Origin of the sequence: Bacteroides propionicifaciens DSM 19291 = JCM 14649, from assembly GCF_000375405.1 — a bacterium.
GTDB lineage: Bacteria > Bacteroidota > Bacteroidia > Bacteroidales > Bacteroidaceae > Bacteroides_E > Bacteroides_E propionicifaciens.
Genome location: NZ_AQWS01000011.1, coordinates 21,839 through 33,990, shown reverse-complemented (window position 1 = coordinate 33,990; position 12,152 = coordinate 21,839). Strand labels below are relative to the sequence as shown.

Below are 12,152 nucleotides of genomic sequence, written 5' to 3'. Positions count from 1 at the left end.
ACTAAAGAGATAATAGTATGAAAATTAAATATTTACTACTGACTCTTTGTCTTTCGTTTGGGTTGACTTCGTTGAAGGCCCAGAAGTCGTATGCGACTTACTGCGTGTCTTTTTATAATGTTGAAAACCTTTTCGATACCGAAGATGATGTGGATAACCCTGGTGACGACGAATACTTACCTAGTGGTGCCAATAAGTGGACACAAGATAAGTATGAAAAGAAACTGGACAATATTGCCAAAGTAATTAGCCGAATTGGTGCTGATTACACACCCGCAGGTCCAGCCATCTTGGGGGTAGCAGAGGTTGAGAATCGCCGTGTATTGGAAGATTTAGTAAAGAATAAACGTATCGCTGATGTGGGGTATGAGATTGTGCATTACGAATCTCCCGACTGGCGTGGTATCGATGTTGCTTTGCTCTATAACCCTAAACTGTTTAGAGTAACCAATAGTGTGGCAAAACCCTATGTACTTCCAGACAATCCTAATTTCAAAACACGTGACCAATTGGTTGTGAGTGGTTTGTTGGCTGGAGAACCTATGCACGTTATTGTTAATCACTGGCCTTCGCGCTACGGAAGTAAATCTTCCGAACTTCGTGAGCATGCAGCAGCAATAACAAAATCTTTGGTTGACTCTTTGCAAAACATTAACCCCGATGCTAAGATTGTTATTATGGGTGACCTTAACGACGACCCTAATAACAAGAGTACACGTGTGGTGCTTAACGCTAAGAAATTTCCTACGGATGTTAAACCTCAAGGGTTGTATAACCCGATGTGGAGATTATACGATCAAGGAATTGGTTCTCTTGCCTATCAAGGGAAGTGGAACTTATTCGATCAGATTATAATTTCCGAGAGTCTTCTTTCGGCTGCTCCATATACATTGAAGTTTTGGAAAGCTGAGGTGTTTAACAAAGAGTTTTTAACCAATAGAGAAGGTAAACGTAAGGGATATCCTTTCCGTACTTTCGATGGTAATAATTTTATCAACGGGTATAGTGATCACTTCCCAACCCTAATCTATTTGCTTAAAGAGCTTAAATAGTAGTTGATAAACGAGATGATATGAGGCACTTTCTATATATTTAGGAAGTGCCTTATTATTTATATATGGATATTAAAGAAAGATTAGATGAGCTAAGAGCTCAATACAATAGACCCGAATTTATCGCCAATGACCCCATTCAGTTTTCGCATCAATACCAGCGCTTGCAAGATATTGAGGTAGTTAGCTTTATTGTGGCTACAATTTCGTGGGGAAAAAGGCCAATGATTCTAAACTCCGCCCGAAAGATTTTGGACAAGATGGGAGCATCTCCTTACGATTATATAATGGGTGGAGGTTACGAGTCGTTGGGTACAGCCAATCTACACCGCACCTTCTTTGAGCACGATTTGTACTATTATTGCAAGGGGCTTCAGGCTGCATACCAACAAAGTAGGAGTTTAGAGCCTATTTTTGGTCAGGCCGATTCGCTTTGGGAAGGGATAACTAATTTCCGCACGCTAATAGCCAAAGCAAATGATGAGATATCAACTAAACATATCTCCAACCCACTTAAAAACTCAGCTTGTAAACGTTTGCATATGGCGCTTCGCTGGCTAGTTCGAGACGATGGAATAGTCGATTTAGGGCTATGGAAAACAATCTCTCCGAGCAAATTATTCATTCCCCTAGATACACATGTGGCTCGGGTATCTCGAGAACTCGGGCTTCTTGACCGTAAAGCAAATGACCGAAAAGCTGTTGAAATGCTCACTACTAGCCTAAAAGAGTTTGATCCTAGCGACCCAATCAGCTATGATTTTGCATTATTTGGTTGGGGGGAGGACCGTTAGTTCTTAAAAGATAACTATCTTTGCACAACTTTTGAGAAAAAGTAATTCATTGAGAATCGAGTAATTAAAAATAAATAATACAATAATATAATGGCTTTACAATGTGGTATTGTCGGACTTCCTAATGTAGGTAAATCGACACTCTTCAACTGTTTATCGAATGCAAAAGCTCAGGCAGCTAACTTCCCCTTCTGTACTATAGAACCGAATGTGGGTGTGATTACTGTTCCTGATGAACGCTTAAATAAATTATCCGAATTTGTTAAACCACAAAAGATAGTACCAACAACTGTTGAAATTGTTGATATTGCGGGCCTAGTTAAAGGTGCAAGTAAAGGTGAGGGTTTAGGAAATAAGTTCTTGGCCAATATCCGTGAAACTGATGCAATTATTCATGTGCTTCGTTGTTTTGAAGACGAGAACGTAACCCATGTTGACGGTACTGTGGATCCTGTTCGTGATAAAGAGATCATCGACTCGGAGCTTCAACTTAAAGACTTGGAGACTGTTGATCAACGTATCCAAAAGATTTACAGACAAGCTCAAACTGGTGATGCAGCAGCTAAGGTGCAACACAATGTGCTTCTGAAATACAAGGCAGCTCTTGAAGAGGGTAAATCGGCTCGTTCGGTTGAGTTTGAATCTCAAGACGAAATTGATGCTTCTAAAGAGCTCTTTTTATTGACTAACAAACCCGTGATGTATGTTTGTAATGTTGATGAAGATAGTGCTGTTTCGGGTAACGCTCATGTTGAGGCTGTTCGCCAAGCTGTAAAAGCGGAGAAGGCTGAGATTTTGGTAGTTGCTGCTAAAACTGAATCAGAAATTGCTGAACTAGAATCGTACGAAGAGCGTCAAATGTTCCTAGCCGATGCAGGTCTTGAAGAGTCGGGTGTGAGTCGTTTGATTCGTGCTGCATACCAATTGCTTAACTTGCAAACTTATTTCACAGCAGGTGTAGTTGAAGTAAGAGCTTGGACTTTTGAAAAAGGATGGAAAGCTCCTCAATGTGCTGCAGTAATCCATACTGATTTCGAAAAAGGCTTTATCCGTGCCGAAGTAATCAAATATGAAGACTTCATCAAATACGGTTCAGAAGCTGCTGTTCGTGAAGCTGGTAAGCTAGGCGTTGAAGGTAAAGAGTATATTGTCCAAGATGGTGACATTATGCACTTCCGTTTTAACGTATAAGGCTTAGTACTCAAAGATATTTTGAAGATAGAGGATGTGTTTTACATAATCCTCTATCTTTTTTTATGTACATTGGGATAGAATTATTTACTTTGAATAAATATTAATCAATAAATTATAATTGAACACGATATGCTGAATTCATTACCTCTCTTTATAGAATGGGATCCAAGTCCAGTTCTGTTTCATTTAGGAAGTATTCCTATTAAATATTACGGTCTGTTTTGGGCTATTGGTATAGCCTTGGGCTATTATGTAGTTCGCTATCAATATCGTGATAAAAAGATATCTGAGAAGATCTTTGAACCTCTGTTCATTTACTGTTTTATTGGAATTTTGCTTGGTGCTCGATTGGGGCATTGTCTATTCTATGACCCTGAATACTATTTGGCTAATCCATTAGAAATATTTCTGCCTATTAAATTCCTCGACGGTGGTGGGTGGAAATTTGTCGGTTATGCAGGTTTAGCGAGTCATGGTGGAACCCTAGGGCTAATCGTTGCTTTGTGGATGTATTGCCGCAAAACAAAGATGAACTACATGGATGTGCTTGATATGATTGCCGTGGCAACTCCGATTACAGCTTGCTGGATTCGTTTGGCTAACCTGATGAATTCCGAAATTATTGGTATGCCTACCGATGTGCCTTGGGCGTTTGTGTTTTCGAGCGTAGATAATCTGCCTCGCCACCCAGGACAGCTTTATGAGGCTCTAGCCTATCTACTTCTGTTCTTTATCATGCTGTATCTCTATAAGAAATACGATTCAAAACTACACCGAGGTTTCTACTTTGGTTTCTGTCTGGTTTATATCTTTACTTTCCGATTCTTTATCGAGTTTATTAAAGAAGATCAGGTTGATTTTGAAGCAGGAATGGCTCTTAATATGGGACAATGGTTAAGTATCCCATTTATCATTATCGGGTTAATTAGCATTTTTTACGGCAAAAAGCTTGATCAAATGCAGCCCAAAAGAGTTCAAAAATAGAACCTTATCATAAGTTCATTAAAAAGAAGAGTCAATGGTCGGCATTCGTAATGAAGTGTGGATTTTACCTACCGTAGGTTGTGTTAACGGTACAATTGCTGAATTGGCTAAAGGATTACAAGAAGAAACTAAAGGGGTGGGTGTAGATGCTATTCTTGCATACCCTCACAACTATGGTTGTTCTCAACTTGGCGAAGATCACGAAAACACACGTAAGATACTTCGTGATATGGTTTTACATCCAAATGCTGGTGCTGTCTTGGTAGTAGGACTGGGCTGTGAAAACAATCAGATAGGAGCTTTCAAGGATTTCTTGGGCGAATTTGATTCTGATAGAGTGAAGTTTTTGACTACTCAACGTGTTTCTGATGAGTATGAAGAGGGAATGAAATTACTTCGAGAACTTTATGCCTTGGCCTCTAAAGACGAACGTGTGGATGTTCCACTGAGTGAGTTGAAGGTTGGTTTGAAGTGTGGAGGTTCGGATGGTTTCTCTGGCATTACGGCAAATCCTTTGCTTGGGGCCTTTTCAGACTTACTGGTATCACAAGGTGGAACAACTGTTTTAACTGAGGTGCCTGAGATGTTTGGAGCTGAAACCATTCTTATGGAGCGTTGTGAAAGTAAAGAGGTCTTTGATAAGACTGTTCACTTGATCAACGATTTTAAAGCCTACTTTATAGAGAATAAACAACCTATATATGAGAACCCTTCACCAGGTAATAAGCAAGGAGGTATTTCAACACTAGAAGAAAAATCACTTGGTTGTACTCAAAAAGCGGGAACTTCTCCCGTACGTGATGTACTGCTTTATGGTGATAGATTATCTACTAAGGGATTAAATCTGTTGAGTGCACCTGGCAATGACTTAGTAGCAAGTACAGCTTTAGCTGCATCTGGTTGCCATTTAGTTCTGTTTACTACAGGTCGTGGAACTCCATTTGGAACTTTTGTTCCTACTCTTAAAGTCTCTACCAACTCTAAGCTTTCTAATTTTAAGCCTGGTTGGATTGATTTTAATGCAGGCGTCTTGTTAGAGGGTGAAAAGATGGATGATGTGAGCCTATCCTTTCTACACTATATTGCAGAGGTTGCTTCAGGCAAACTAGTTAATAATGAGAAAAATTGAAGGCTCTGGTCATCTTTTGGCGAGTATGTCTGATGAGGCTTCAGCCAATGCCAAAAAATATCTTACAAAGATGGGAGTCAACATAAGACTCAACACAAGGCTAAAAGATTATGATGGCGATATTGCTTATTTAGATTCGGGTGAGCAAGTTGCTACGCGTTCTCTAATTTGGGTTAGTGGGGTAACAGGTATCTCAATTAAAAATATTGATGGTAATAGGATTGGTAGGGGGAACCGGATTTTGGTTAATACGTTTAATCAGCTTGAAGGTTTGCAGGATGTGTTCTGTATTGGTGATTTGGCTTTGAGTCTTGACGATCCAGCCTATCCAAATGGGCATCCACAACTTGCTCAAGTTGCAATTCAGCAGGCGCGTATGGTGGCCAAAAATTTAATTCGGTTAGATAATCATCAAGATCTGCTTCCATTCAGTTATAAAAATTACGGTTCAATGGCTACTGTGGGTAGGAATAAAGCAGTTGCCGACTTAGGGAAAGTAAAGCTTGGAGGTAAACTGGCTTGGTCTATGTGGCTAGTTGTGCATTTAAAATCTATTCTAGGAGTAAGAAATAAGTTTTTTGTCCTTTTACAATGGGTATGGAATTATTTCACTTACGATCGCTCAACAAGATTCATTCTTTATCCAAGAAAAAACTACGTGGTTGCTAAACAAGAAGAGTACGAACAGGTACATCACCAAGGTGATGATTTATAATATTTTTTAATTGTCATGCTAATGAAACTTAATTGAGTGGTTCCATCCTGTTTAGGTGTCAATTATCGTCTCCTATCCTGTTTCAGTTGATTTGATCGTTTGAATAATGCTATATTTGTGACAGTAAGTTTATTATTGTAGTCACATAATTGTAGTATTAGTGTTAAAACTTTTTTCTCTTAGGCTCTAATAATCTTAGATTATAATCCATCTTAGTGTTGAAAGAATAGTTTTAGAGTAGATCTTTAAAACATCAAAGATAAAATTCGAGTTTGTTTCTAGAGTTTGTCCTAGGGGGCTATACCAATTTAAGGTGGTATAGCCCTCACTCATTTTTAATGGACTGTGATATTCGAATTAGTCTCCTTTAATTATCTTCTTAATATCATTGAGTTTATTGAGTGCCTCCAGAGGTGTGAGGTGATCAACACTCAGATTGATGATTTCGTCACGTACCTGAGAAAGGACAGGATCGTCTAGTTGGAAGAAACTGAGTTGTACGCCCTCTTCAACTTTCGTAGGAATTATGGTCTTTACTGGCTCTGCTGCCATGCTTCCGCTTCGGTTGACCGATTCGAGTTGCGCAAGAATTTCGTCTGAACGTTTCACAATGCTGCTAGGCATGCCTGCCATCTTAGCCACATGAATACCAAATGAGTGTTCGCTTCCTCCACGCTTGAGCTTTCGCAAAAATATCACCCGATTGTCAATCTCTTTAACTGCAACATTATAGTTCTTGATTCTATCAAACGAGTTTTCCATTTCGTTGAGTTCGTGATAATGGGTGGCAAAAAGAGTCTTTGCTCTATTCTTAGGTTGATTATGGATATACTCCACAATAGCCCAAGCAATTGATATCCCATCGTAAGTTGAAGTTCCTCGACCTAGCTCATCAAAGAGTACAAGACTCCGATCAGACAGGTTATTAAGGATGTTTGCAGCCTCGTTCATCTCAACCATGAAGGTAGATTCGCCCATCGAAATATTATCGCTGGCACCAACACGCGTAAAAATCTTATCGACTACACCTATTTCAGCTTTTGCTGCAGGCACAAACGAACCAATCTGCCCCATGAGAGTGATTAGTGCAGTTTGGCGGAGTAGAGCCGACTTACCCGACATATTTGGTCCCGTAATAATCATGATTTGCTGTGTCTTATTGTCGAGATATACCGAGTTAGAGATGTATTGTTCTCCTAGGGGTAGTTCTTTCTCAATAACAGGGTGTCGCCCTTCCTCGATGGATAGCACGTCGTTGTCTTTGATTATGGGTCTGAGGTATTTATTGGCTTGTGCTATGGTGGCAAACGATAACAAGCAGTCTAGGGCTGCGATTTGGTTGGCGTTAACCTGTATGGCCGAAATATATTCAGCTAAATCAATAACTAGGGCCTCAAATATTCTCGTTTCTAGGGCTATGATCTTCTCTTCGGCTCCCAAAATCTTCTCTTCGTAAACTTTAAGCTCCTCAGTAATGTACCGTTCAGCACTCACGAGGGTCTGTTTTCTTATCCAGTTAGCAGGAACCTTATCTTTATGCGTATTTCGAACTTCAATATAATATCCAAAGACATTATTATAAGCAATTTTCAAACTCGGAATGCCCGTTGCTTCAATCTCTCTTTTTTGAATTTGAAGTAAGTAATCTTTTCCCGAATATGCAATTTTACGTAAGTCGTCCAATTCTTTGTCTATTCCCGAACAGATGATATGTCCTTTATTAATAAGTAAAGGCGGGTCATTTTCAATTTCAATATCTATTCTATCACGAATCTTCTCACAAAGGTTAAGTTGATTCCCCATGCGATTTAGGCTCTTATCCTCGGCCTTGAGACAGGCTTTCTTTATGGGTTCAATAGCCTGAAGCGCTACTTTAAGCTGAACAACTTCTCTTGGTGATACTCGTCCGACAGCTATTTTAGAGACTATTCTCTCCAAGTCACCAATAAGGTGTAACTGAGTTGTAATAAGCTCTCTAAACTCGGGGTGTTTAAAGAAGTACTCCACTACATCAAGTCGATTATTGATCGATTCAACCTCTTTTAGTGGGAATACCACCCAACGTTTTAAGAGTCGTCCACCCATCGGTGTGGTGGTTTTATCTAATACCTGAAGTAGGCTGCTTCCACCGTCGTTCATACTGCTGAGCAGTTCCAAGCTACGGATGGTAAATTTATCTAGCCTTACAAACTTATCCTCTTCTATTCTAGATAGGGTGGTTATGTGGTTAATATTGTGGTGCTGAGTAATATCAAGGTATTGAAGAATACCTCCCGATGCAATCAGACCATTGGGTAGGTGATCTACCCCGAAGCCCTTGAAATTGGCTATTTGGAAATGCTTAAGAAGTTTCTCAGTTGCATTTTGCTCAGTAAAAACCCAGTCATCAAGTTCGTAAGTAAAGAATTTACTACCAAATCGCTCTTCGAACAGGGCCTTCTTGCCTCTTTCGAATAAAACCTCCTTGGGTGAGAAGTTGGTAAGTAGTTTGTCAATATAGTCGGCATTCCCCTCAGCAGTCAAAAACTCACCTGTTGAGATATCTAAGAAAGAGATACCTAGAACAGATTTGTTAAAATAGATAGCTGCAAGGAAATTATTTTCTTTGTTGTTGAGAATATGTTCGTTGATAGAGACTCCAGGAGTTACTAACTCGGTTACTCCACGCTTGACAATGCCTTTGGCTGTCTTAGGATCTTCGAGTTGGTCGCAGATTGCTACACGCTTACCTGCACGAACTAATTTGGGTAAATAAGTATCTAATGCATGGTGCGGAAAACCAGCCATTTCTACATAGGTACTCTTTCCGTTCGCTCTTCTGGTGAGTGTGATGCCAAGTATCTCTGATGCAAGAATAGCATCGGTTGAAAAAGTTTCATAGAAATCCCCACATCGAAATAACATAACAGCGTTGGGATGTTTCTTTTTCAAATCAAAGAACTGCTTCATCATAGGAGTTTGGGCTATTTTTTGAGTCTTCAAGGTGGTTTTGGGTTTAAAAGTTTATGATTGCTTTATACTACGAACGGCAATTTACTTCATTAGTTCAGGGTACTTAATGAATTTTCAGAATACGAGTTAATGCTCTTTATAACTCTCTTACAAAGGTAAGCAATAAATATTTTAATAGTTAATCAGTGGGTAGGATATTGGAGGGGCTAATTGGTCTCTGTTTACACCTTAGTGGCTAGGTTTAAAACGACTAAGGTGGAAATAGTAAACGAGTTACTCGTTGCAGATAAATCAAAGGGTGGTTATAATTGTGGTAGCTACTGACTCTAAATTTTAAAGGGAGCTTAGAATTAACTCCCTCATTTTATGTTGCTCTAAAGTGATGGTTACTTATAGATTCATTATCTTTGCTCTTCAAAATAGAAGTATTATAGATTATAACGTAGAATCACTATAAAATTATTATCAATTATGGAGTATAACTTTAGGGATATAGAGAAGAAATGGCAGAATAAATGGGTTGAAATGGATACCTATAGAATAGAAGAAGATCCCTCAAAAGAAAAATTCTATATTCTAAACATGTTCCCATATCCTTCAGGTGCTGGTCTACATGTGGGGCACCCTTTGGGCTACATTGCATCTGATATTTATGCTCGCTATAAAAGATTGAGCGGTTTCAACGTGTTAAACCCTATGGGGTATGATGCTTACGGATTACCTGCTGAGCAGTATGCCATCCAAACGGGCCAACACCCAGCGATTACTACTGATCAAAACATTAAGAGATATCGTGAGCAGCTCGACAAAATCGGGTTCTCTTTTGATTGGAGCAGAGAGATTAGAACCAGTGAGCCAGAATATTACCATTGGACTCAATGGGCATTTGTACAAATGTTTGAGAGTTATTTTGATTCGGCTAGTCAAAAAGCTGAACCTATAACTAAGCTCGTAAATCATTTTGAGCAAAAAGGAACACAAGATTTGACGGCTTCTGGGTCAGACGAACTTGAATTCACTGCTCAAGAGTGGAAAGCGATGGACCAAAAAGCGCAACAAGAGGTTTTGATGAACTACAGAATCGCCTATCTAGGTGATATGATGGTGAATTGGTGCCCTGAGCTTGGTACAGTGCTGGCTAACGATGAAGTTATTGATGGTCTTTCAGAAAGAGGTGGTTTCCCTGTAATCCAAAAAGTGATGCGTCAATGGTGTTTACGAGTTTCGGCTTATGCACAACGTTTGCTAGACGGGCTTGAAACTATTGATTGGACCGACTCACTAAAAGATACACAGCGCAATTGGATTGGTAAATCTAACGGTGCTGAGATGCAGTTCAATGTCAAAGATAGCGATGTAGCGCTTACTATATTTACCACACGTGCAGATACTGTTTTTGGTGTAACCTTTATGGTTCTTGCACCTGAGAGTGAATATGTAGCTGCTTTGACTACCGATGAGCAAAAAGCTGAGGTTGAGGCTTATGTTGAGAAAACAAAGAAACGTACCGAGCGTGAACGTATGTCCGACAGAAAAGTTACGGGTGTTTTCACTGGAAGTTATGCTATCAATCCATTAACCAACGAAGAGATTCCTGTTTGGGTTGGTGATTATGTTTTGGCAGGCTATGGTACTGGTGCTATTATGGCTGTTCCTGCACACGATGGTAGAGATTATGCTTTTGCAAAACATTTCAACCTTGAAATTCGTCCGCTCGTTGAAGGTTGTGATGTATCTCAAGAGAGTTTTGATGCCAAAGAGGGTATTATGATTAACTCTCCAATAGCTGGAATTGATTCGGATTTAAACCTGAATGGTTTAACCATTATGGATGCGATAGCAAAAACGAAGGCTTATATCCACGAGACTAAACTAGGTCATATCAAAACGAATTATCGTCTTAGAGATGCAACCTTCTCACGTCAACGTTATTGGGGAGAACCATTCCCTGTGTATTATAAAGACGGGTTGCCATGTATGGTCGAAGAGCAATACCTTCCTATTGAACTTCCAGAGGTAGAAAAATTCTTACCAACAGAAACAGGTGAACCACCATTGGGTAGAGCTAAGGTTTGGGCTTGGGATACAGAAAATCATGCTGTGGTTGAAAACAGTAAGATTGATAATAAAACTGTTTTCCCATTGGAGCTTAATACTATGCCAGGGTTTGCAGGTTCTTCTGCTTACTTCTTACGCTACATGGATCCACATAACGATAAAGCGCTTGTTTCTCCTGAGGCTTGTGAATATTGGAAAAATGTTGATTTATACGTTGGTGGTACTGAGCACGCTACAGGTCACCTTATCTATTCTCGTTTTTGGAACATGTTTCTTTACGATATTGAGGTTGCTAGCTGTGCTGAACCATTCCAGAAATTGGTTAACCAAGGGATGATTCAAGGACGTAGTAATTTTGTATACCGTATCAAGGATACCAACAAGTTTGTCTCTTTAGAAGAAAAAGATAAATACGAAACATCAGCACTACATGTAGATGTCAATATTGTGGAAAATGATATTCTTGATCTTGAAGCTTTCAAGGCTTGGAGACCTGAGTTCAAAACTGCTGAGTTTATTCTTAATGCTGAGGGTAACTATAAATGTGGATGGGCTGTCGAAAAGATGAGTAAATCGATGTTCAATGTTGTAAACCCTGACCAGATTGTTGATCGTTATGGTGCTGATACACTTCGTATGTACGAGATGTTCTTGGGGCCACTTGAGCAATCTAAGCCATGGGATACAAATGGTATCGATGGAGTTTACCGATTTATCAACAGATTCTGGGGATTATTCTTCGACCGTCAAGGAAATGATTTGGTAGTTGATGCTCCAGCTACTGCTGAAGAGTTGAAAGCTCTCCATAAGTTTATTAAGAAATCAACTGAAGATATTGAAGGCTTCTCTTTCAATACCTCTGTGAGTGCGGCGATGATTTGTGTAAATGAGCTCACTACACTCAAATGTCACAAGAGAGAGATTCTAAAAGAATTAACCATTATATTGTCTCCATTTATTCCTCACGTATGTGAAGAGTTGTGGTCTATACTAGGCAATACTACTTCAATCTGCTTGACTGATTGGCCAAAATACAATGAAGAATACCTGAAAGAGGCTGTTAAAACTTACAGTATATCTTTCAATGGTAAATCAAGATACAGCATGGATATAAGTGCAGATCTTAGCCGTGAAGAGGTACAAGAACTGGTGCTGGCTGACGAGCGAACTGAGCGTTGGTTAGAAGGCAAGATGCCTAAAAAGGTAATTGTTGTTCCCGGTAAGATTGTGAACTTGGTATTTTAAATCTATCTTTAAGGTAAGCTATATTATTT

At 39.5% G+C, this 12,152-nt stretch carries 7 protein-coding genes and 1 pseudogene; 7 read left to right on the top strand and 1 reads right to left on the bottom strand.

All coding sequences use genetic code 11. From position 1 onward, the window contains the following. Window positions 1-17 precede the first annotated feature (17 nt). The 6 genes and pseudogenes from B091_RS0104665 (at window position 18) to B091_RS11760 (ending at window position 5,868) form a co-directional block, all read left to right on the top strand. The gene (locus tag B091_RS0104665) at window positions 18-1,052 is read left to right on the top strand and encodes an endonuclease/exonuclease/phosphatase family protein (protein WP_025069466.1); all 1,035 of its coding nucleotides are present in this window, start codon (window positions 18-20) and stop codon (window positions 1,050-1,052) included. Window positions 1,053-1,117: 65 nt separating this feature from the next. Further along, on the top strand, window positions 1,118-1,846 hold the full coding sequence (locus B091_RS0104660) for a TIGR02757 family protein (protein ID WP_018108846.1): 729 nt from the start codon (window positions 1,118-1,120) through the stop codon (window positions 1,844-1,846). Window positions 1,847-1,936: 90 nt separating this feature from the next. After that, the gene (gene ychF, locus B091_RS0104655; protein WP_018108845.1) at window positions 1,937-3,037 is read left to right on the top strand and encodes a redox-regulated ATPase YchF; all 1,101 of its coding nucleotides are present in this window, start codon (window positions 1,937-1,939) and stop codon (window positions 3,035-3,037) included. Window positions 3,038-3,172: 135 nt separating this feature from the next. Next, the gene (gene lgt, locus B091_RS0104650) at window positions 3,173-4,024 is read left to right on the top strand and encodes a prolipoprotein diacylglyceryl transferase (RefSeq protein ID WP_025069467.1); all 852 of its coding nucleotides are present in this window, start codon (window positions 3,173-3,175) and stop codon (window positions 4,022-4,024) included. A gap of 34 nt (window positions 4,025-4,058) precedes the next feature. After that, a pseudogene (locus B091_RS11765) lies at window positions 4,059-5,153 on the top strand (UxaA family hydrolase); the annotation flags it as partial. Continuing rightward, entirely contained in the window at window positions 5,140-5,868 is a 729-nt protein-coding gene (locus B091_RS11760; RefSeq protein WP_018108842.1) for an NAD(P)/FAD-dependent oxidoreductase, read from the top strand. The pseudogene B091_RS11765 and the gene B091_RS11760, both read left to right, overlap by 14 nt. Before the next feature lie 357 nt (window positions 5,869-6,225). Here B091_RS11760 and mutS read toward each other — a convergent pair whose 3' ends face one another. Continuing rightward, the gene (gene mutS, locus B091_RS0104635; protein WP_026166315.1) at window positions 6,226-8,820 is read right to left on the bottom strand and encodes a DNA mismatch repair protein MutS; all 2,595 of its coding nucleotides are present in this window, start codon (window positions 8,818-8,820) and stop codon (window positions 6,226-6,228) included. A 471-nt stretch (window positions 8,821-9,291) separates the two neighbouring features. Here mutS and leuS point away from each other — a divergent pair, with 471 nt between their 5' ends. Next, window positions 9,292-12,123: a leucine--tRNA ligase gene (leuS, locus tag B091_RS0104630; RefSeq protein WP_018108840.1), complete on the top strand. Its 2,832-nt coding sequence runs from the start codon at window positions 9,292-9,294 to the stop codon at window positions 12,121-12,123. Window positions 12,124-12,152 lie beyond the last annotated feature (29 nt).

Bases quoted from the DNA above. Each gene is read 5' to 3' on its own strand.
- leuS (WP_018108840.1), top strand. From the start codon at position 9,292: ATGGAGTATAACTTTAGGGATATAGAGAAGAAATGGCAGAATAAATGG.
- B091_RS0104660 (WP_018108846.1), top strand. From the start codon at position 1,118: ATGGATATTAAAGAAAGATTAGATGAGCTAAGAGCTCAATACAATAGA.
- B091_RS0104665 (WP_025069466.1), top strand. From the start codon at position 18: ATGAAAATTAAATATTTACTACTGACTCTTTGTCTTTCGTTTGGGTTG.
- mutS (WP_026166315.1), bottom strand. From the start codon at position 8,820: ATGATGAAGCAGTTCTTTGATTTGAAAAAGAAACATCCCAACGCTGTT.
- ychF (WP_018108845.1), top strand. From the start codon at position 1,937: ATGGCTTTACAATGTGGTATTGTCGGACTTCCTAATGTAGGTAAATCG.
- B091_RS11760 (WP_018108842.1), top strand. From the start codon at position 5,140: ATGAGAAAAATTGAAGGCTCTGGTCATCTTTTGGCGAGTATGTCTGAT.